The organism is Burkholderia sp. L27(2015) (assembly GCF_009765705.1).
Lineage (GTDB): Bacteria > Pseudomonadota > Gammaproteobacteria > Burkholderiales > Burkholderiaceae > LMUX01.
The window spans coordinates 227606-248754 of record NZ_LMUX01000021.1 but is presented as its reverse complement, the minus strand read 5'-3'; the positions used below and the strand labels follow the sequence as shown (position 1 = coordinate 248754).

General features: G+C 61.8%; 15 protein-coding genes and 2 tRNA genes. 13 read left to right on the top strand and 4 right to left on the bottom strand.

From position 1 onward, the window contains the following. Nucleotides 1-81: 81 nt before the first annotated feature. From fdnG to GSQ77_RS19515, 8 genes are all read left to right on the top strand, one after another. Nucleotides 82-3150 (top strand): formate dehydrogenase-N subunit alpha, encoded by a 3069-nt coding sequence (gene fdnG / locus GSQ77_RS19550; RefSeq protein WP_158904436.1) that lies wholly within the window; start codon nucleotides 82-84, stop codon nucleotides 3148-3150. 17 nt (nucleotides 3151-3167) lie between these two features. Beyond that, nucleotides 3168-4097 (top strand): formate dehydrogenase subunit beta, encoded by a 930-nt coding sequence (gene fdxH / locus GSQ77_RS19545; protein ID WP_158904435.1) that lies wholly within the window; start codon nucleotides 3168-3170, stop codon nucleotides 4095-4097. Continuing rightward, on the top strand, nucleotides 4090-4764 hold the full coding sequence (locus GSQ77_RS19540) for a formate dehydrogenase subunit gamma (RefSeq protein WP_158904434.1): 675 nt from the start codon (nucleotides 4090-4092) through the stop codon (nucleotides 4762-4764). Before fdxH ends, GSQ77_RS19540 begins: the two co-directional genes overlap by 8 nt. A 24-nt stretch (nucleotides 4765-4788) precedes the next feature. Further along, nucleotides 4789-5727, top strand: coding sequence for a formate dehydrogenase accessory protein FdhE (fdhE, locus tag GSQ77_RS19535; protein WP_158904433.1), 939 nt, complete (start codon nucleotides 4789-4791; stop codon nucleotides 5725-5727). Further along, a complete protein-coding gene (gene selA, locus GSQ77_RS19530) occupies nucleotides 5724-7253 on the top strand; it encodes an L-seryl-tRNA(Sec) selenium transferase (RefSeq protein ID WP_301951174.1) in 1530 nt (509 codons plus the stop codon). The genes fdhE and selA overlap by 4 nt, the downstream gene beginning before the upstream one ends. Further along, the gene (selB, locus tag GSQ77_RS19525) at nucleotides 7250-9169 is read left to right on the top strand and encodes a selenocysteine-specific translation elongation factor (RefSeq protein WP_158904432.1); all 1920 of its coding nucleotides are present in this window, start codon (nucleotides 7250-7252) and stop codon (nucleotides 9167-9169) included. Before selA ends, selB begins: the two co-directional genes overlap by 4 nt. A gap of 78 nt (nucleotides 9170-9247) precedes the next feature. Further along, a tRNA-Sec gene (locus tag GSQ77_RS19520) sits at nucleotides 9248-9343 on the top strand. A gap of 49 nt (nucleotides 9344-9392) precedes the next feature. Continuing rightward, nucleotides 9393-9566: a hypothetical protein gene (locus tag GSQ77_RS19515; RefSeq protein WP_158904431.1), complete on the top strand. Its 174-nt coding sequence runs from the start codon at nucleotides 9393-9395 to the stop codon at nucleotides 9564-9566. Here the strand turns inward: GSQ77_RS19515 and GSQ77_RS19510 are convergent. Further along, nucleotides 9548-10495 carry a LysR family transcriptional regulator gene (locus tag GSQ77_RS19510; protein ID WP_158904430.1) on the bottom strand — a complete coding sequence of 316 codons (948 nt, stop codon included), beginning with the start codon at nucleotides 10493-10495 and terminating at the stop codon, nucleotides 9548-9550. The genes GSQ77_RS19515 and GSQ77_RS19510 overlap by 19 nt on opposite strands. Before the next feature lie 132 nt (nucleotides 10496-10627). Here GSQ77_RS19510 and GSQ77_RS19505 point away from each other — a divergent pair, with 132 nt between their 5' ends. From GSQ77_RS19505 to GSQ77_RS19485, 5 genes are all read left to right on the top strand, one after another. Then, entirely contained in the window at nucleotides 10628-11491 is an 864-nt protein-coding gene (locus GSQ77_RS19505) for an amidohydrolase (protein ID WP_158904429.1), read from the top strand. A gap of 157 nt (nucleotides 11492-11648) precedes the next feature. Next, a complete protein-coding gene (locus GSQ77_RS19500; RefSeq protein ID WP_158904428.1) occupies nucleotides 11649-12950 on the top strand; it encodes a dicarboxylate/amino acid:cation symporter in 1302 nt (433 codons plus the stop codon). 110 nt (nucleotides 12951-13060) lie between these two features. Next, complete coding sequence (locus GSQ77_RS19495; RefSeq protein WP_254067706.1) at nucleotides 13061-14161, top strand: porin; 1101 nt, start codon at nucleotides 13061-13063, stop codon at nucleotides 14159-14161. An 89-nt stretch (nucleotides 14162-14250) separates the two neighbouring features. Further along, nucleotides 14251-14958 (top strand): substrate-binding domain-containing protein, encoded by a 708-nt coding sequence (locus GSQ77_RS19490; protein WP_254067705.1) that lies wholly within the window; start codon nucleotides 14251-14253, stop codon nucleotides 14956-14958. Between the two features lie 210 nt (nucleotides 14959-15168). Further along, nucleotides 15169-18252: a transglycosylase domain-containing protein gene (locus GSQ77_RS19485; protein WP_158904427.1), complete on the top strand. Its 3084-nt coding sequence runs from the start codon at nucleotides 15169-15171 to the stop codon at nucleotides 18250-18252. A 100-nt stretch (nucleotides 18253-18352) separates the two neighbouring features. On the opposite strand, the gene GSQ77_RS19480 is transcribed toward GSQ77_RS19485, so the two are convergent. From GSQ77_RS19480 to GSQ77_RS19470, 3 genes are all read right to left on the bottom strand, one after another. Then, nucleotides 18353-18428, bottom strand: a tRNA-Thr gene (locus tag GSQ77_RS19480). 113 nt (nucleotides 18429-18541) lie between these two features. Continuing rightward, nucleotides 18542-20296, bottom strand: coding sequence for a methyl-accepting chemotaxis protein (locus GSQ77_RS19475; protein ID WP_158904426.1), 1755 nt, complete (start codon nucleotides 20294-20296; stop codon nucleotides 18542-18544). A 115-nt stretch (nucleotides 20297-20411) separates the two neighbouring features. Continuing rightward, nucleotides 20412-21116: an ABC transporter ATP-binding protein gene (locus tag GSQ77_RS19470; RefSeq protein ID WP_158906360.1), complete on the bottom strand. Its 705-nt coding sequence runs from the start codon at nucleotides 21114-21116 to the stop codon at nucleotides 20412-20414. Nucleotides 21117-21149 lie beyond the last annotated feature (33 nt).

The window sequence follows — 21149 nt, the reverse complement described above, 5'->3', positions numbered from 1 at the left end:
TTAGGCCAGGGCGAAGACGAGCACATACCGCGAAATATTGTCCTATGATGATAGTTCCGGATATAGCTGGAGGTCTGTCTCATGCTCAACATGACTCGGCGACAGTTTCTCAAGGTCTCGGCAACGTCTCTGGCGGGGTCGAGTTTGGCTTTGATGGGCTATTCTCCAGCCCCGGCGCTCGCCGAAGTCCGCCAATACAAGCTCACACGCACCACGGAAACGCGTAATACGTGTACCTACTGCTCGGTAGGTTGCGGCATTTTGATGTACAGCTTGGGCGACGGCGCAAAAAACGCGAAATCCAGCATCATCCATATCGAGGGCGACCCCGATCATCCGGTCAATCGCGGCACGCTATGCCCGAAGGGCGCCAGCCTGCTCGATATGATCCACAGCAATACCCGTCTGCTATACCCGGAGTACCGCGCACCGGGCTCCGACCGATGGCAGCGCATTACCTGGGACGACGCCTACGACCGCATCGCGAAGCTGATGAAGCAGGACCGCGACGCCAATTTCGTCGAGAAGACGGCGGATGGCAAGACCGTCAATCGCTGGGTGACCACCGGTATGCTGGCGGCGTCCGCTGCCAGCAACGAAGTGGGCTATTTAACCCACAAGGCGATGCGTAGTCTTGGAATACTGGCGTTCGACAACCAGGCACGTGTCTGACACGGCCCGACGGTGGCAGGTCTTGCCCCGACGTTTGGCCGAGGTGCGATGACGAACCATTGGGTCGACATCAAGAACACGGACGTAATTTTGGTCATGGGCGGCAATTCTGCCGAGGCGCACCCGTGTGGTTTCAAATGGGTCGTGGAAGCCAAGGCGCATCGCAAAGCTCGCCTGATCGTGGTCGACCCGCGCTTTACGCGCACGGCGTCGGTCGCAGATTATTACGTGCCGATCCGCACCGGCACCGATATCGCCTTTCTGGGCGGGATGATCAATTACCTGCTCACAAACGACAAGGTGCAGCACGAGTACGTGCGCAATTACACCGATTTCAGCTTTATCGTGCGCGAGGATTTCACGTTCGAGAACGGTCTGTTCTCGGGCTACAACGCTGAGCAGCACAGTTACGACAAGGCCAGTTGGGACTACGAGTTCGGCAGCGACGGCTACGTGAAGACCGACGCGACGCTGGCTCATCCACGCTGCGTATATCAGCTGATGAAGGCGCATTACTCGCGCTACACGCCGGAGATGGTCGAGCGGATCTGTGGCACGCCGAAGGACAAGTTCCTGCACGTGTGCGAGATGATGGCCAGCACGGCTACGCCGGACAGGGCCGCCACGGTGATGTACGCGCTGGGCTGGACCCAGCACTCGGTAGGCTCGCAGATGATCCGTACCGGCGCGATGGTGCAACTGCTGCTGGGCAATATCGGCATCGCCGGCGGCGGCATGAACGCGCTGCGCGGGCACTCCAACATCCAGGGCCTGACGGATCTGGGGCTGTTGACCGACTCGCTGCCCGGATACATGACGCTGCCGATGGAAAGTGAACAGGACTACGAACATTACATCGCCGCACGCACGCTCAAGCCGTTGCGGCCGAACCAGCTCAGCTACTACCAGAACTACCCTGCATTCTTCGTCAGCTTCATGAAGTCGTGGTGGGGCGATGCGGCAACCAAGGAAAACAACTGGGGCTACGATTACCTGCCCAAGCTCGACAAATCCTACGACCTGCTGCAGGCCATCGAGCTGATGGTGCAGGGCCGGCTCAACGGCTATATCTGCCAGGGCTTCAACGTGCTGGCATCGGCACCGGACAAGGCCAAGTCCATCGAGGGCTTAAGCAAGTTGAAATGGCTGGTGATCATGGACCCGCTCGCGACCGAGACGTCCGAATTCTGGAAGCACTACGGCGAGCACAACGACGTGGATTCGTCCAAGATCCCGACGGAGGTATTCCGCCTGCCGACCTCGTGCTTTGCCGAGGAGGACGGCTCGATCGTCAGTTCGTCGCGCGTGCTGCAATGGCATTGGAAGGGCGCGGAGCCGCCGGGCGAGGCGCGCAGCGACCTCGATATCATGTCGGGCATCTACACGCGCATACGTACGATGTACATGCAGCAGGGTGGTGCCTTCCCGGCGCCTATCGTCAACCTGAGTTGGCCCTATGCCGATCCTTTGAGCCCACGCCCTGACGAACTGGCCCGCGAATATAACGGCCGTGCGCTGAGCGCTTTGACCGATCCGAAAGACGCGACCAAGGTACTCGCAAAAGCCGGTACGCAGTTGCCCGGCTTCGCGCTGTTGCGCGACGACGGCAGCACCGCATGCGGCTGCTGGATCTTCTGCGGCGCCTGGACCGAGGAGGGCAACCAGATGGCGCGCCGCGACAACAGCGATCCGACCGGCATCGGCCAGACCCTCGACTGGGCATGGGCGTGGCCGGCGAACCGCAGGGTTCTGTACAACCGGGCGTCCTGCGACGCCAAAGGCAAACCGTTCGACCCGAGCCGCAAGCTGATCGGCTGGAACGGTTCCGCCTGGAGCGGCGCGGACGTTCCCGACTACAAGGCGGACGAGGCACCCGACCTGGGTATGGGACCGTTCATCATGAACCCGGAAGGCGTGGCGCGTTTCTTTGCCCGCGCTCATATGGAAGAAGGACCGTTCCCCGAGCACTACGAGCCGTTCGAGACGCCGTTGGGCTATAACCCGCTGCACTTGGATCATCCCGAGGCCATCAATAATCCGGCCGCGCGCGTGTTCCCCGACGATCGCGGGAATTTCGGCAAAGCCGCGGAGTTCCCCCATACCGCCACCACCTATCGGCTTACCGAGCACTTCCACTTCTGGACCAAGCATGCGCGTTTGAATGCGATCATCCAACCGCAGCAATTCGTCGAAATTGGCGAGGACCTTGCCCGCGAGGTGGGCGTGGTGGCGGGCGACATGATCAAGGTCTCGTCCAAGCGAGGTTTTATTGTCGCCGTTGCGGTGGTGACCAAACGCATCAAGCCGCTGATGGTGGATGGCAAAAAGGTGCAGACCGTCGGCATGCCGCTGCATTGGGGGTTCAAAGGCCTGACCAAGCCCGGTTACCTCACCAACACGCTCACGCCGTGTGTGGGCGACGGCAATACGCAGACCCCGGAATTCAAATCGTTCCTGGTCAAGGTCGAGAAGGCATAAGGGGAGGGAGGCAGGATATGGCTCTGCAATCGCTGGATATCAAGCGCATGTCGGCCACTACGGTGCAACCTCCCGTCGTGCGCGAGCCGGTGACCGGCACGGTCGCCAAGCTGATCGACGTCTCCAAGTGCATCGGCTGCAAGGCGTGCCAGACCGCCTGTATGGAGTGGAACGACTTGCGCGATGAAATCGGCATCACGACCGGTGTCTACGATAACCCACGCGACCTCAGCGAGCATTCGTGGACCGTGATGCGCTTCGCGGAGTATGAGAACCCGAATGGGAACCTCGAATGGCTGATCCGCAAGGACGGTTGCATGCATTGCGAAGACCCGGGTTGCCTGAAGGCGTGCCCTTCGCCGGGCGCGATCGTCCAGTACACAAACGGCATCGTCGACTTCCACGAGGAAAACTGCATCGGTTGCGGCTATTGCATCAGCGGTTGCCCGTTCGACGTGCCGCGCATTTCGAAGAAGGACCATCGCGTGTACAAGTGCACGCTCTGTTCCGATCGCGTCGCGGTCGGCCAGGAGCCGGCCTGCGTGAAGGCTTGTCCGACCGGCGCGATCATGTTCGGCACCAAGGAGGACATGACGCAGCAGGCGCAGGACAGGATCGTCGACCTCAATGAGCGCGGCTTTGAGCATGCCGGCCTGTACGATCCTCAGGGGGTCGGCGGCACGCACGTGATGTACGTGCTGCATCATGCCGACCAGCCCTCGCTGTATCACGGGTTGCCGGATAACCCGCGGATCAGCCCGATGGTGCGGATCTGGAAGGGCGTGGCGAAACCGCTTGCGCTGGCCGCCCTGGCGTTGACTGCGCTGACGGGTTTCTTCCACTACACCCGGATCGGTCCGAACGAGGTCGATGAGGTCGATGAGCAGGCCGCGGAAGACGAGGCGAAGCGTGAACGGGAGCATGAGCGGGAGCACGACGATGCATAAGGACGACACTAAGTACAACGTTAAGTACGATCGCGAACACCGCGAACTGATCGAGCGCTATACCGCCAACGAACGCACCAACCACTGGATCACGGCAATCAGCTTCGTGTTGCTCGCCTTGTCCGGCCTCGCGATGTTCCATCCGGCGATGTTCTGGCTGTCCGCGTTGTTCGGCGGCGGTCAGTGGACACGCATTCTTCATCCGTTTATCGGGCTGGTGATGTTCGTGTCGTTCGCGCTGCTGGCGCTGCGCTTTTGGCGTCACAACGTGCTGGATCGCGATGATGTCCAGTGGCTCCGGCAGATCGGCGACGTGGTGAACAACCGCGAAGACGATCTACCGGAAGTGGGCCGGTATAACGCCGGCCAGAAGCTGCTATTCTTTGTATTGATCGTCTGCTTGCTGCTGTTGCTTGCCAGCGGCATTGTGATTTGGCGGCGCTATTTTTCGGCGTATTTCCCGATTGGCGTGATCCGCTTTTCGGCCGTGGTCCACGCGGCTGTGGCCTTTGTGCTGATCGCGAGCATCATCATCCACATCTATGCGGGGATCTGGGTCAAGGGTTCGATAGGCGCGATGGTACGCGGCACCGTGACGCTTGGCTGGGCGCGCAAGCATCATCGGCGTTGGTTCCGCTCCATCGTCAGGTCGTCGCCGCGTGATTAGTACAGCTTTTGAGTGGGGGCTGATTTGCAGCGTATTCTCGAACCCAACGAAATACAGACAATCGACCACTCGGCGATCCCGCGAATACGGCTGCCGCAGCGCGCCGACCTATTCGCTTCGCGCGCGCAGCGCTTGCGCACGCTGGCAACCGACACCCATCCGATCGGCGACTACCTGCGGCTGATGGCCAACCTGGCGCAGGCTCAGCATGACACGCTAGCCCGATTCACTGCGCCTGCGGTCGATGCGCAGTCGATCACGCGCGCCCAGCAGCACTCGATGCCCATCCTGCCGGCACGCACTACGCAACGCGATCCCGCCTGGCGCGATGTGCTGGCGTCGCTGCTGTCGCATCTGGAAGCGAGCAGTGAGATCCCGCCGCCGCTCGCCGCTGCGTTCGCGCGACTGCGAGCGCTCGACCAAAGCGCGCTCGAACGCGAGGCTGATGCACTGCTCATGCCCGGTGGCGAAGTGCTGGACAACGCATGCGCGCCGTTCATCATGGCCGCGCTGCAAGTGGTGTGGACCGATCTGGCAAGCCGCTTGACGCAAGCGCAGGTGCCTTACCTCGACACCGTCGGCCTGTGCCCTGTCTGCGGTACACAGCCGGTCGCGAGCGTGGTGCGCGTCGGCGGCATTTACCAGGGCTACCGATTCGTCGCGTGCGGACTGTGCGGAACCGAATCGCACGTGGTCCGCGTCAAATGCACGCACTGCGATTCGACCCATGGCATCCTCTATCACGCGATCGACGGCCAGCCCGACTGGGCCAAAGCGGAATCGTGCGAACACTGTCATACCTATCGCAAGATTTTCTACCAGGACAAGGCGTTCGATGTTGAGCCTTACTCGGACGACCTCGCGAGCCTGACGCTCGATCTGCTGATGAACGAAGCCGGCTACCGCCGCAGCGCGCCGCATCCATTCTTGTGGCCCGCAGCCGGGCAGGAAGACGAGACATGAGCAAGGTCGATACGCGTGTCGGAGATGTCGCACCGATGCCGGTGACGGCGGCTGCGGGTGCGGCTACGACTACGACTACGACAGCGGCTACGGCTGCGCCAGCGCCAGCGTCGACGCTGGCGCACTTACCGTCGGTCGAGCGGCTCATGTCCGGGCAGGCGTGCCGAAAATTAAGCGAGGTCTACGGACGCACGCAGACACTCGCGGCGGTGCGTGCCGTGCTAGAGGCACTGCGCGGCGCACTGCGCTCGGGCGCGCAATCCGTCGTGCCCGACGATCCGACCTTGGCCGAGCGCGCCTGCAGCCTCTTGCAGGAGCGCGCCCGGCCGCGGTTGCGCAGCGTTTTCAACCTGACCGGTACGGTACTGCACACCAACCTCGGTCGCGCGTTGTTGCCCGAGCAGGCGGTGCGAGCGGTGGTCGATGTGCTGACACGCCCGGTCAACCTCGAATTCGATCTCGCCAGCGGTGCGCGTGGCGACCGCGACGACTTGGTAGGGGAGCTGCTGTGCGAGCTGACCGGCGCGCAGGCTGCGACCGTGGTCAACAACAACGCTGCGGCGGTGTTGCTGATGCTTGCTGCGCTTGCGCCGCGCCGCGAGGTGATCGTGTCGCGCGGCGAGCTGGTCGAGATCGGCGGCGCGTTCCGCATTCCCGACATCATGTCGCGCGCGGGCGCGAAGCTGCGCGAGGTCGGCACCACCAATCGCACTCATCTGCGCGACTATGAAGAGGCGCTCGGTTCGCGCACCGCGCTGCTGATGAAGGTGCACACGAGTAACTATGCGATCCAGGGCTTTACTCACAGCGTCGAGATCGAGCAGCTCGCGCCGCTCGCGCGCGAACACGGCGTGCCACTGGCGGTCGATCTGGGCAGCGGCACGCTGGTCGACCTGGGCGACTACGGGCTGCCGCGCGAAGCCACCGTGCGCGATACTCTCGCGGCCGGTGCCGACCTCGTCACCTTCAGCGGCGACAAACTACTGGGCGGCCCGCAAGCGGGCCTGATCGTCGGCCGCGCCGACTTGATTGCCAAGATCAAGAAACACCCGCTCAAACGCGCGTTGCGCGTAGGCAAGCTGACGCTGGCCGCGCTCGAACCGGTGCTGCAGTTATATCGCGCACCCGAACTCCTGCGCGAACGGCTCACCACGCTGCGGTTGCTGACCCGCCCGATTGCCGAGATGCAGGCTGCGGCCGCGCGCCTGCAAGCGCCGTTGCAGCAGGTGCTGGGTAGCGATTACGCGGTGGAAAGCGTGGCCATGTTCAGTCAGATCGGCAGCGGTGCGCTGCCGATCGATCAATTGCCCAGCGCCGGCTTGGTAGTGCGGCGCGCCGACGGCAAGCCGGGCGGGCGCATGCTGTCGCGGCTCGAAGCCATGCTGCGCGCACTGCCGCGTCCGGTTATCGGTCGCATCGCCGACAACGCATTGCAGCTCGACCTGCGCTGCCTTGAGGCTGACGAAGAAGCCGAGTTTGCGGCACAACTGGCGCAACTGGGGCAACTGTCGAAGCTGTCGCAATGATCATCGGTACGGCCGGTCATATCGACCACGGCAAGACCACGCTGGTGCGTGCGCTGACCGGCGTCGATACCGATCGTCTGAAGGAAGAGAAGACACGGGGCATTTCAATTGAGCTTGGTTATGCCTACACGCCGCTTGCCAGCGGCGAGGTGCTGGGCATCATCGACGTGCCCGGGCACGAGCGTTTCATCCACGCGATGGCGGCGGGCGCCAGCGGTATCGATTTCGCGCTGCTGGTGGTTGCAGCCGATGACGGTGTGATGCCGCAAACCGTCGAACACCTGGCCATCCTGAAACTGCTGGGCGTCGGCGCAGGCGCGCTCGCACTGACCAAGACCGACCGCGTCGATGCCGCACGGCTTGCGGAGGTCCATGCACAGCTCGACGCGCTCCTTGCCGGCAGCGCATTAGCCGCCGCGCCGCGTTTCGCGTTGAACGCGAGCGCAGCGCAGGACCCCGGTGTCGCCGCATTGCGGGCGTATTTGGACGACACCGCGGGCCACGCACAGCAGCGGCGCGACGACGGGTTGTTCCGCCTCGCTGTCGATCGCGTTTTCACGCTGGCCGGGCATGGTACGGTGGTTACCGGCACCGTGTTGGCCGGATGCGTCGAGCAGGGCGATATGCTGGTGCTCGCGCCGGCCGGATTGCCGGTCAGGGTGCGCAGCATCCATGCACAAAACCGCGCCGCGCAAAGCGGCCACGCCGGCCAGCGCTGTGCGCTCAACCTGAGCGGGATCGAGCGCGAGCAGATCGCTCGGGGCGACTGGATTGTCGATCAGCGGGCCGCGGCCACTTCGACCCGCATCGATACTGACTTCACGTTGCTGGACGATGCCCATGCACCGCTGGGTCACTGGGCGCAACTGCATGTGCACATGGGTGCCGCGCATCATCTGGCGCGTGTCGCACTGCTGGACGGCGACGTGTTGGTGCCGGGGCAAACCGCGCGCGTGCAATTGGTGTTTGAAACGCCGCTTTGCTGCCAGCCTGGCGATCGCTTTATCGCGCGCAACGCGCAAGCGACACGTACGGTTGGAGGTGGGCGCGTGCTCGATCCTTTTGGGCCGGCTCGCAGGCGTCGCACTCCGGCTAGACGGGCTTGGCTCGATGCACTTGCAGCGCTGCTCGAGCACGGCTCGCTCACACCGCTGTTGCAGGTGGCACCTCATGGATTGTCGCGTGACTTGGCGATGCATCTGAGCGGCTTGCCGGCGCCGCGGCTGAACCTGCCTGCCGATACTCAAACGGTGGTCGACGGCGCCAATGCTTGGTTGTTTCTCCCCGCACATTGGGAGGCGCTCGGTGCCGAGATTGTCGGTGCACTAAGTGAGTTTCATACGCGCTCACCTGATGAGCTCGGGCCCGCCAGCGCCAGGCTGCATCGTATCGTTGCGCCGCTGCTGCCCGAGCCGATCTGGCGCGCGCGGCTCGATGCGCTGCTCGCGCAGGGCACCGTGCAGCGCGGCGGTCCGTGGCTGCATTTACCCGAGCATCTGCCCACGCTGAGTCAAGCCGAGCGCGCGCTTGCCGATACGCTGCTGCCGCTGCTCGTCGCGGGCGGCTTTGATCCGCCGTGGGTACGGGATCTGTCGAGCACGAGCGGTGCAGGCGAGGACGCGGTACGCGAGACCTTGCGCAAGCTTACGCGTCAGGGCGAGCTGTTTCAGGTGGTGCGCGACCTGTTTTATAGTCCTGACGCGGTGGGTAGGTTGGCCGACATCATTGCGCAACTCGCGGCACAGCGGGAAAGCGGCGTTAGTGCGATTGCGTTTCGTGACGCCACAGGGCTAGGTCGCAAGCGCGCGATCCAGATCTTGGAGTTCTTTGACAGGGTCGCCTATACTCGTTTCTACAGCGATTTGCACTGGCTGCGAACTGATACCGGGGGCCGAGAACAAGGGTTCCAGCGGTAGCAAAGCGATAAGTAGCCGGTCGCAAAAGCCATCGTGTCCACTCAGTGAACACCGGCGCGAACACCGGCCCGAAGCAGAGGAAGGCATTCGTATCCGGTGGTGCGGCTGGGCTTCAAACCCAGTTGGGGGCGTCAGCCGCTCCCAGGTAGGTTCGACTCCTGCTGCCTTCCGCCATCCATCGCCTTGTCGATGGCTTACGTCAAACAAACCCCTTGTTACCGCCTTGCTGCTTGTCGCGATCCTCAGCATCGTGGGCTTGGCGATAGGGCGGTTTGTCAGCGTCGAGGCGCAACGGGACACCTCACTGAAAATGCTCTCGGCAAAAGTGACGGCCGCCAGCGCCTGGTCGAAGCTCGCCGAAATGGCGGCATTGCGGACTCAGGCAGCGTTGCCGTAAAGCGGCAGTACTTTCGATTCGAGCATCGCGATCGCTTGTATGGCCAATTGCGACAACGGGTGCTTGCTGCTGGTCGCGATCGCCAGGCGACTCAAGAGCGTCGGCTCGGTGATACGCGTGACCTGGAAGCGCCGCTTGAGCGCGTCGCCGGCGGTCGCGTTGAGCGACAGTACCGCATAGCCGATGCCCTCGCTAACCAGATCGAGTATCGATGTGACCGCATCGACCTCCAGCTCGATGCGCAATCTCACGCCTTGCTCCGCTGCGGCCGCTTCGACCATCCGCCTGATCGCGTGCATGCGGCCCGGGATCACGAGCGGATAACGCGTGATTTCCCGCAACGGGATGGCCGTCAAGGGCGAGGGCGCGGCTTCTTCGTGTTTGACGTTGGCAACGGCGCTGGTGTCGTCGCCGGTGTGCGGACCGATCAAGAACAGTTCTTCAGTGAAGATGGTTCGCTTGTCGATCAACGGCGTATCGAACGTGTCGTACAGTACCGCCGCGTCGATGCGGCCCATCATCAGCCATTCGATCAGATAGGTGGACAAGCCTTGAGCGACCGAGATGGTCGCGCCCGGAAACGAGGTGCGAAAGCCGCGCACGAGCTCGTTCGTTGCGACCTTGGCAAAGCTGGGTGTGATGCCTATGCCGAAATGGCCGCCGAGCACGCCATGCAATTCGTCCAGATCCTGCGATGCGCGCTGCACCTGCTGCAGGATGCCCTTCGCATGCGCCAACATCCGCTGACCGGCCTGGGTGAGCGTGACGCCACGACCATTGCGCTCGAGCAACGTGTGGCGCAATTCGACTTCCAGATGCCGTACCAACCGGCTTAACGCCGGCTGATTGGTGTCCATCGTATTGGCGGCGCGCGTAAAGCTGCCAAGTTCGGCGACATGAACGAACGCCTCAAGTTGCTTGAGGTCCATTTCTTTAGTTATGTGAAATTTACATATCAGCTAGTTTGGTATGGCGATTGTAGCCGAACCCATCGACAGCCACAATCCACCCACCCAATAGAAACCGCGTTGCGCGGTCCATGCACAAAGAGACAACGCTCGATGAAATCCTGCTTACCGCCCGATCCCCATCCCGTTCGGCCCGTTCAAACCTTGCCCGCCAACGCGTGCGACGCGCACTGCCACGTATTTGGCCCCGCCGACGTCTTCCCGTATGCGCTGGATCGCAGCTACACGCCGCCCGACGCGCCGTTCGAGCGCCTGGTCGCCCTGCATGATTTTCTGGGCGCGCCCCGGGGGGTGATCGTGCAGGCAAGCTGCCACGGCACAGACAATACCGCGATGCTGGACGCGATCGCGCGCGGTAACGGGCGCTATCGCGGCGTCGCGATCGTCGATGGCAGCGTCACCGACGAACAACTGGCTGACTTCGACGCACGCGGCGTGCGCGGCGTGCGCTTCAATTTCGTTGCGCATCTGGGCGGTGCGCCCGATCTCGATGTATTCGACCGTGTGCTCGAACGTATCGAGCGGCTCGGCTGGCATGTGGTGCTGCATCTCGACGCACAAGACATCCTGCAATACGCGGAGCGGATCGCACGCATCAAGGTGCCGTTTGTGATCGACCACATGGGCCGCGTGCGTGCAGAAGCGGGGTTGGATCAGCAGCCGTTCAAGCAACTGCTCGAACTGATGCGCAATCCGCTCGCATGGGTTAAGGTGTGCGGCGCCGAGCGGGTATCCGCCGGCCAGCGACCGTTTGACGATGCGATTCCCTTCGCGCGCGCGCTGATCGAGGCCGCGCCCGACCGCGTGCTGTGGGGCACCGACTGGCCACATCCGAACATCACCAAGGATATGCCCAACGACGGTGAACTGGTCGATCTGCTGTTCCGTTTCTGTCCCGACGCCACGCTGCGCGAGAAACTATTGGTAATCAACCCGGCACGCCTTTACGGGTTCTGAGCGAACCCATCGGAACAGCAACATCGCAACATTCGAACTGCCACGCCAAGATGGCAGGCGCAAAGCCGGGATAGACCGTCTTTGCGCCAACAACCCAAAGTCAGGAGACAACGATGATGTACATGCACCACCACGCCATGCGTCCAGGAGTGGCGTCATGAATGACAGTGCAGTCATGACGCCGCTTGCGGGCGTCGCGAAGAAGCCCTTCTACCGGACGCTGTATTTCCACGTGTTCGTCGCGATCATTCTCGGCGTGTTGCTCGGCCATTTTGCGCCGTCGCTCGCGGTGAAGATGAAGCCGCTTGGCGACGCGTTTATCAAGCTGATCAAGATGGTGATCGGCCCTATCATTTTCTGCACCGTCGTTACCGGGATTGCCGGGATGGGTGACATGAAGAAGGTCGGACGTGTCGGCGGCAAGGCGCTACTGTATTTCGAAGTTGTCTCGACGCTGTCGCTCGTGATCGGACTCGTGGCCGGACATATATTCCGGCCCGGCGCCGGTTTCAACCTGAATCCGGCGACGATCGACACGAAAGCGCTGACCGGGTTCACCACGGCCGCGCAGCAGCAGAACACCGTCGATTTTCTGATGCACCTGATTCCGGACACTGTCACGAGTGCGTTCGCGAGCGGCAACGTGCTGCAGATCCTGTTGATCTCGGTACTGTTCGGCGCCGCGCTGGCGGCTACCGGTGAGCGGGGGCGCCCGCTTACCGCGATGATCGATCGTATTGCCCACACGTTTTTCGGCATTGTTCACATCATCATGAAGGTGGCCGCGATCGGCGCCTTCGGCTCGATTGCGTTCACGATCGGCACCTACGGCATCGGCGCGGTGCTGCCTTTGCTCAAGCTGATCGGCTCGTTCTACGTGACGCTCGTCGTCTTCGTGCTGGTCGTGCTGGGCTTGATTTCGCGGCTGCTCGGTTTCAGCATCCTGCATTTCATGAGCTATATCCGCGAAGAAATCCTGATCGTGCTGGGCACGAGTTCCTCCGAGGCTGCGCTGCCGCAGATGCTCGAAAAACTCGAACGGCTGGGTTGTTCGAAATCGGTGGTGGGCCTCGTGATTCCAGCCGGTTATTCGTTCAATCTCGACGGTACCAACATCTATCTGGCGATGGCAGTGCTGTTCATTGCGCAAGCGTTCAATATCGAACTCAGTCTGACGCAGCAACTGACCTTGGTCGGCGTGGCAATGCTGACCTCCAAAGGCGCGAGCGGCGTCGCCGGCGCGGCATTCGTGATGCTGACGTCGACACTGCTGGTGTTCCCGCTCATTCCCGTGTCCGGCATGGTGCTGATCCTCGGCATTCACCGCTTCATGGGGACGGGGCTCGCGATCGTCAACACGATCGGTAACGGCGTCGCAACGCTGGTGGTGTCCGCATGGGAACACGAGCTCGATCGTTCGAAGCTCAATGCCGAGATGTCACGTCGACGCACGGGGTGACCGGCTAGCCAACCCAAAAAACGTATGAGGGTCCCGCAGTCTGCGTGTGCAATCCCGGCACGCAGCGGAGACACTTGCGCCCAAAAAAAATAACTCGCTTGGAGACGCACTTGAAATATAAAAAAAATAATGGCCCGCGACACGGTTCGCGTTTCAATACCGCCTGTGTTGCAGCCTGTACCGCAGCGGCATGGCTGGCGGCGACCACTGGCGTCGCGCACGCCCAGTCTTCACAGGCGGCAGCAGGCGCTGCGACGATGTCGACATCGTCGGTGCAGATGTATGGCTTGATCGGCTCGTATGTCGATAACTCAAAACTCAGCTCGACACGTTCGAGCACCGTGCAGTTAGGCGGTGGGGGGCTGACGACGTCGTTCTGGGGCATACGCGGGCGCGAGGATATCGGCGGCGGCAATGCGGTGATCTTCTCGCTCGAAAGCTTTTTTCGACCGAACACGGGGCAGATGGGACGGAACACGACCGATGGCTTTTTTTCGCGCAATGCATATGTCGGCCTGACCGGCGCATACGGTACGCTCAAGCTGGGCGAGCAGACCAATCCGACCTATCTCAACCAGCAGTTCGTCAACCCGTTCGGCTCGTCGGTGGTGTTTTCGCCATTGATCGTGCAGTCGTACACGGCGAGCTATAGCAATACGCAGATCGGCGACTCGGTATGGCAAAACGCCATCGAGTATGTGACGCCCAATTACAGTGGCCTGACGGGTACGGTCATCTATGGCGTGAGCACCACGGTGGGTCAGCAGGGACGCGACGATCTGGGTCTCCATCTGACTTACGTGAATGGACCGCTGACGGCCGTTTTCTCCGCACAGCGTGACCGTACGGCCGCGATCGCGCCTTCGAGCGGGCAGTACCTGTACCTGCTCGGTGCCGCGTACGATGCCGGGTTCGCCAAGGTCTACGGCGCGGCGCAAACGACCAGTAACAACACGGTGGATACCGGTTCGCATACTTATGAACTGGGCCTATCCGTGCCGCTCTCGCCGTCTGCGGTGATTCTTGCCGAATGGGCGCGCACGAAAAATACCGCACTGCTCGCCAGCAGCAATGTGCGCAATACCGGCAGCATCGCCTACGATTACATTTTGTCCAAGCGCACGCAGGTGTATGTGGTTTACTCCTACGATAAGCTGACGAGTAACCCATCGGGCAGTACATACGGCGTTGGCGTACAGCACACCTTCTAGAAGGGCGGCGGCGCTGCCGCTTATGGCTTTTATGGCCAGCGTGGGATCAGGCAGGTAATCGAATCGGTCATTTTAAATGGGGTGTAAGCATGGTCAACGATCAAGTCGCAGGTACGGCGGTCACCGGCATCTCGTCGATGGCTACTCGCGCTGTGCTGACTGAGCTGGTCGAACAATATGCACGGTCGTCAGGACAACGAGTGGTCATCGAATCGGTCGGCGGCGTCGAGGCGGCTCGGCGCGTTCAGGGCGGCGAGCCCTTCGATATCGTCGTGCTTGCCGCCGACGCGATCGATAAGTTGGACGCAGCTGGCCAGATTGTTCCGGGCAGCCGAGTCGACCTGGTCCGTTCGGGCGTGGCGATTGCGGTGGCCGCCGGCGCGCCGCGGCCCGCTATCGACACTGAAGCGGCGATGCGGGACACCGTCCTGGCTGCGCGCAGCATTGGGTATTCAACCGGGCCCAGCGGTGTGCATCTGACTCGCCTGTTCGAGCACTGGGGCATCGCCGAGACCATCGCGCCGCGTATCGTACAGGCGCCGCCTGGTGTTCCGGTCGGGGCACTCGTAGCGCGAGGGGATGTCGAACTCGGTTTCCAGCAATTGAGCGAGTTGATGCACCTGCCAGGAATCGACGTCATTGGTTCTTTGCCGCCTGAGATCCAGATCATCACCGTCTTCTCGGGGGCCCTATGCGCGACGTCTCAGCAGCAAGAAGCTGCGCAGGCGCTGCTCTCGTTTCTGGCTTCATCCCAGGCGGACTCCGCCAAGCTTGCCCACGGCATGGAGCCGGCGTGACAGGCGAGGCGAGCTCGCCCAGACCCGTCTCACCTCATTCTCACGCTCATTCAGCGATTGATTCGCATAGCCTGGAAAGCCGGCACGCAGCAGGGGGCCGGATCAATACAGTGTTTTTGGGACAACACAAGGGAAATTCCGTAGTCGTTCGCTGAGCGGAAGCGCTAGACTGGAAAAGGCTTGGGTCTAGCTGCCTCGAGGCAACACATCATGAATCGGCTATCGGTCCGGTTTCCGCTTCGCACCATAGGCACCGTGCCACTCTTGTGGTGGCTCAAATGGGTATTGCTCGTCGCTTTCCTGGCAGCCATTGTGATCGCGGGCCGACTCGTCCAGATCGAAGTTGAAACCTCCCGGCTGCAGGCGACTTATCTGTCCGAACTGGGGCAAGACATTAACTTCGCCGTCGCCGACGGCCCCAGCGACACCATCCGGTTTCCCTCAGCAGAGGGGCCCTACGACGAGCGTCTGGGCTATGCGTCGTTACCGATCTTCGAAAAGCGGTTGCTCGAACGTGGCCTCGGTGTAACCGCCCAAGCGCATGATTCCGCGACGATGGCGTCCGTGGCCGATAAAGGCCTCTTTCTACCGTACGACGAAAAGGATCAGGCGGGCCTTCGGCTCTTCGATGAGACCGGCGCGCTGCTTTATGACGCACGTTATCCGGCGCGGATCTACGGTAGCTTCGACGCGGTTCCTGCGCTGATCGTCAACGCGCTGACATTCATTGAAGACCGCAATCTACTCGATGCGGATCAGCCCAACCGCAACCCGGCAATCGACTGGGGCCGCTTTGGCCATGCGCTGCTCGACCAAGGTGCGCGGCTGGTCAATAATCGGCAGTCCACGCCAGGCGGCAGCACGCTTGCCACCCAACTCGAAAAATTCCGCCATTCGCCGGGCGGACGCACCGTGTCACCATCGGAAAAATTGCGGCAAATCGCCTCTGCATCGGTGCGCGCCTACCTCGGTGGAGCGGAAACGATGCCGGCGCGTGAGCAGATCGTGGTGCATTACCTGAACTCGGTGCCGCTGGCCGCGCAGCCCGGCATCGGTGAAATCGCCGGTTTGGGCGACGGCCTTTCCGCTTGGTATGGGCGTGACTTCGATGAGATCAACCGCCTCCTGATGGCACCCGCTTCTGCCGACACCCCCGTCGGCACCCTCGACGCCCAGGCGCTCGCATTCAAGCAGGTACTGTCGCTGATCGTCGCGCAGCGCGCACCGTCGTACTTTCTGCGCCATAGCAACCCTGCGCTGGAACGCTCGACAAACAGCTATCTACGCCTGCTCGCCACGAACGGGATCATTTCGCCGGCTCTGCGCGACGCCGCACTGGCAGCCCATCTTGAGCTCAAGCGTACGACGCCTGCGCCCCCGGAAGCGTCCTTCGTCACGCGCAAGGCGGTCACGGCAGTGCGCGCGAACCTGCTTGCCGCGCTCGGCGTGCAGAGCTTCTACGCGCTCGACCGCCTCGACCTCACCGCCCGGGCGGCGCTTGACGACTCCGTGCAGCAGGCAGTCAGCGAACGGCTTGCACTCGCGACCACACCCGGCGGCGCGAGAGCGGCGGGCCTGTACGGCTACGAAATGCTGCGTACCAAGGACGACACGTCGAAAATCGCGTACAGCTTCACGCTGTTCGAGCGGCACGACGGCGCAAACCTCGTACGTGTGCAAACCGACAGCGTGAATCAGCCGTTCGATATCAACCAGGGAGCGCGCCTGAATCTCGGTTCAACCGCAAAACTGCGCACGCTGATCACCTACCTGCAAATCATGACAACGCTGCACAAGCGCTATGCGGCGATGAGCGTCGATGAGCTGCGCGCCGTCAAACCCGACAAGCTGGACCTATTGACGCGCTGGGCGCTCGATTATTTGTCGCACACGTCGAACCGTACACTGAGCGCGATGCTCGAAGCGGCCGTCGAGCGCAAGTATTCTGCAGGTGCCGGCGAGACGTTTTATACAGGCGGCGGTGCGCAGGCTTTCACCAATTTCGAGGCGACAGACAATGGCCGCATCCTGACCTTGCATCGTGCGTTCCAACATTCGGTCAACCTGGTGTTCGTGCGCCTGATGCGCGACATCGTGCATTACGAAATGATCCAGACCGCGGGTCCCACATCGCAATGGCTCGACGACCCCGCGTCGCGGCGCACCTATCTCACGCGCTTTGCCGATCAGGAAAGCCGCGTGTATGTGCATCGGTTCTACGCCAAATATCACGGCAAGACACCGGACGGAGCGCTTGCCGCGCTGCTGGTGAATGTGCGCAAGTCGCCGCCGAAGATAGCCACGGTGCTGCGCAGCGTGGCGCCTGATGAATCCGAGGCGTGGTTCGACGCTCATATGCGCGCCGCGTTGAAAGGCACGCCGGCGGCGTCACTGTCGCCCGAGGACCTTGCAAAGCTGTATGTGAAATACGGCGTCGATAAATTCAATTTGAACGACCGTGGCTATATCGCAAGCGTGCATCCGCTTGAGCTGTGGGTGGCTAACTACCTGCGCGATCATCCGAGCGTGACGGAGCAGGAAGTGCAGACTGCCAGCGGCGATGTGCGGTTCGCTTCGTATTCGTGGCTCTTCAAGACGCGTTACCACGCAACGCAGGATCGCCGAATCAAACGCATGGTCGAACTGCGCGCGTTTGATGAAATCGGCAAATCGTGGCGCGCACTCGGCTATCCCTTTGCAACCGTGACGCCATCGTATGCTGCGGCGATCGGGGCGTCGGGTGACCGGCCTGCGGCTCTCGCGCAACTGATCGGCATCATTGCGGACGGCGGCAAGATGCTGCCGTCGCAGATGGTCACAGAGTTGGAGTTCGCGAAGAGTACGCCCTATGAGACCCATTTCGCGCGATCGCCCGACACCGGGCCCGCAATGCTGCCACCTGAGATTGTCGATGTGGTTCACGGCTTGTTGCGCGATGTCGTGCTTGGCGGCACCGCGAAACGGCTGGCGGATGGCATGCCGATGTCGAACGGCCGCACGCTTGAGGTGTACGGGAAGACCGGGACTGGCGATCAGCGCTTCGGCATCTTCGCGCGCGGCGGACGCTTGATCGAATCGCGCAAGGTCAACCGAACTGCGACCTTCGTCTTCGTGATCGGCGGCCGTTTCTTTGGCGTGATTACCGCGTCTGTGCACGAGCCCTATGCGGCGCGCTACGATTATACGAGTGCGCTTGCCGTGCAGTTACTCAAGTCGCTCGCGCCGGCGCTGGCACCGCTCATCGATCGCGACACGCGCGAGGCATGGGACTCCTCGGTCAAGTCGACGGGGTAATCGGGTAGGCATCACAGCGCGGGTAGGCATCACAGCGATTACGCGGATTCCAGAAAACAAAAAGCCCAGCTCGATGGCTGGGCTAAGTGTTTAATTCTACTGGTGCCGAAGAGAGGAATCGAACCCCCGACCTTCGCATTACGAATGCGCTGCTCTACCGTCTGAGCTACTTCGGCTTACCGTTCCCGCCGTAAAAAAACGCCTTACGACAGAGCCAGCGATTCTACCAAAGAGAAAGCCGTTTGGGAAGCCCTCGTGATGACGTAGTGCGACGGCCGCTGTTTCAACCCTATTGCCGTGCCCCGAGCTGGAATTTACCGACCAAGCGCTTCAGTATCCTGGCTTGATCGTCGAGCGATTGCGCCGCCGCTGCGGCTTGCTCGACCAGGGCGCTGTTTTGCTGCGTGTTTGCGTCCATTTGCACGATGGCGTGGTTGATTTCGTCGATATCGGCGCTTTGCTCGGTCGAAGCCGCCGAGATCTCGCCGATGATGGCCGTGACATGCGCCACTGCGGCCACGACTTCGCTCATGGTTCGCCCGGCCTCTTCGGCCAAGGTGGACCCGTTCGCGACTCGCGACACCGAGGTCCCGATCAATGTCTTGATTTCCTTGGCGGCGGTGGCGCTGCGTTGTGCCAGGTTGCGCACTTCGGTCGCAACCACGGCGAAGCCGCGCCCTTGTTCACCGGCGCGGGCCGCTTCCACGGCGGCATTCAACGCAAGAATATTGGTCTGAAACGCGATGCTTTCGATCACGCCCACGATGTCGCGAATATTGCGCGCGCTGTCGTTGATCTCGGTCATGGTGCTGACTACGCGGTTCACCACGACGCCGCCTTTGGCTGCGATGTCCGAGGCGTTGCTGGCGAGCACGCTCGCTTGTTTCGCATTGTCCGCGTTTCTGCGCACGGTCGCGGTGAGCTGGTCCATGCTGGCCGCGGTCTTTTCCAGTGAACCGGCTTGCTGTTCGGTGCGGTCCGATAGGTCGACGTTGCCCGTCGAAATCTCGCTCGAAGCCAGTGCGATGGCCTCGGCGCTCGCGGCAATTTCTCCTACCGTTGTCGAGAGGCCCACTTGCATTTGCTTGAGCGCATGCAACATGCTCGATTGGTCTTTAGGCCCCAGCGCGATTTCGCCCGCCAGGTTGCCGCTGGCGATGTGTCCTGCGATTTTCTTGGCATAAATCGGCTCGCCACCCAATTGACGCGTCAAGCGCCGTCCGACCCAGGCGCTGACGAAGTAGGTGAGCACCATCAACACACCGGTCATCACCGCCATCAACAGGAAGGAGGTGCCGTAGATCTGATTGGCGCTATTGAGCGCTCCTTTGGCCGCGGTGCCGCGCTTGGCCACCAACTGATCGACGATCTTTTCGAGCTTGCCGGTTTCCACCAGCAAGGACACATCCATCATGCCGACCTGCCAGTTCATCTGCGAGAGATCGAGCGGTTGATCCTTCACCAGCTTGACGAAGGCGCTGAGGTCCGTGCTCCAGCCGCCCACCGCTTTGGCCAATTGCTTGTCCAGATCGATGTTGTCGGCGTCGCGTGACAGTGCCTGGATCGTGGCGAGCTGCTGATTGATGTTGCTCAGGTCGCCGGAAATCTCGGCGCCCAGTTCGTCGCGCTCCTTGGCCGTGGACGCCGTGAGCAACGATTTTTGCGCGCGGCTGGCGCGCAGCACGTAGCCACGCGCTTCCTCGGCGGCGGTGCTGGCGATATAGCCTTGGTCGTAGATCAATTGCGTCGAACTGCCGATGCTATGAATCTGCACCAGCGCAATGCTGCCGATCAACACGGTGCCGACCAACAGGCTGGCGAAGGCCAGCCGCAAGGTCGCTTTCACCGACAGGCTAGAGGACGCGTTGCCCTGAGATACTGCGGTGGAGGTGGCGTCGCGTTGGGATGCGGCCGGTTCGGTCGCTGGTATCGCTGCATGTTCCTTCGCTGCAGGCGACGGTTTCGCTGCAGCAGGATGCGTAGTCGACGGCGTGGTCGAATACGCAGGCGAGTAGGGCGGTGTGCGGTCGTCGAGCAATTCCATGTTTTACTCCTTCGTCTACTCTTACACCGGCTCATTCATCTACGTATTTAGCGACTCACTCATACGCCGACGCATTTACGTACTTGTTCACCAACTCACCCACTCATTCGCCCACTCATTCGCCCAAGTAAGCCGCGCGCACCTTGGGATCATCGAGCATGTCTTTAGCATCACCGGACATGGTCACCAGCCCCGAGTCCATCACATAGCCACGGGTAGCTGCTTTGAGCGCCAGGCGCGCATTCTGCTCCACCAGCAACACCGTCAAGCCCTCCTTGGCTATCTCACGCACCACCTCGAAGATCTTCTCCACCATGATCGGCGAGAGCCCCATCGACGGCTCGTCGAGCAACAACAGCTTGGGCCGGCTGATGATCGCGCGCGCCATCGCCAGCATCTGCTGCTCGCCCCCCGACAAGGTGCCCGCCAGTTGCGCCGCACGCTCCTTCAAGCGTGGGAAGAACCCGAACATGCGCTCCACGTCCTTCTGGATCTCGTCCGTGTCGTTGCGCAAGTACGCGCCCATTTGCATGTTCTCCAGGATCGTCATGCGCGCAAAGATCCCCCGGCCCTCCGGCACCATCGCCAAGCCGCGCTTGAGCAGCTCATAGGACGGCACCGCCTTGATCGACTCGCCCCGATACACGATATCGCCGCCCGCCCAGCTCTTGATCCCCGTGATCGCCTTCATCGTGGTGGTCTTGCCCGCCCCGTTCGCGCCGATCAACGTCACCAACTCGCCCTCGCGCACCTCCAGGTCCACGCCCTTCACCGCCTGGATCCCGCCGTACGACACCTTCAAGCCCTTGACCTGTAGCATAGCCCCGCCAATATTCTGGCTCACTTTGCTGTT

What these genes read in the sequence shown, in the direction of transcription:
- fdxH (WP_158904435.1), top strand. Translation starts at nt 3,168, where the DNA reads ATGGCTCTGCAATCGCTGGATATCAAGCGCATGTCGGCCACTACGGTG.
- GSQ77_RS19540 (WP_158904434.1), top strand. Translation starts at nt 4,090, where the DNA reads ATGCATAAGGACGACACTAAGTACAACGTTAAGTACGATCGCGAACAC.
- selA (WP_301951174.1), top strand. Translation starts at nt 5,724, where the DNA reads ATGAGCAAGGTCGATACGCGTGTCGGAGATGTCGCACCGATGCCGGTG.
- selB (WP_158904432.1), top strand. Translation starts at nt 7,250, where the DNA reads ATGATCATCGGTACGGCCGGTCATATCGACCACGGCAAGACCACGCTG.
- GSQ77_RS19510 (WP_158904430.1), bottom strand. Translation starts at nt 10,495, where the DNA reads ATGGACCTCAAGCAACTTGAGGCGTTCGTTCATGTCGCCGAACTTGGC.
- GSQ77_RS19505 (WP_158904429.1), top strand. Translation starts at nt 10,628, where the DNA reads ATGAAATCCTGCTTACCGCCCGATCCCCATCCCGTTCGGCCCGTTCAA.
- GSQ77_RS19500 (WP_158904428.1), top strand. Translation starts at nt 11,649, where the DNA reads ATGAATGACAGTGCAGTCATGACGCCGCTTGCGGGCGTCGCGAAGAAG.
- GSQ77_RS19490 (WP_254067705.1), top strand. Translation starts at nt 14,251, where the DNA reads ATGGTCAACGATCAAGTCGCAGGTACGGCGGTCACCGGCATCTCGTCG.
- GSQ77_RS19485 (WP_158904427.1), top strand. Translation starts at nt 15,169, where the DNA reads ATGAATCGGCTATCGGTCCGGTTTCCGCTTCGCACCATAGGCACCGTG.
- GSQ77_RS19475 (WP_158904426.1), bottom strand. Translation starts at nt 20,296, where the DNA reads ATGGAATTGCTCGACGACCGCACACCGCCCTACTCGCCTGCGTATTCG.
- GSQ77_RS19470 (WP_158906360.1), bottom strand. Translation starts at nt 21,116, where the DNA reads ATGCTACAGGTCAAGGGCTTGAAGGTGTCGTACGGCGGGATCCAGGCG.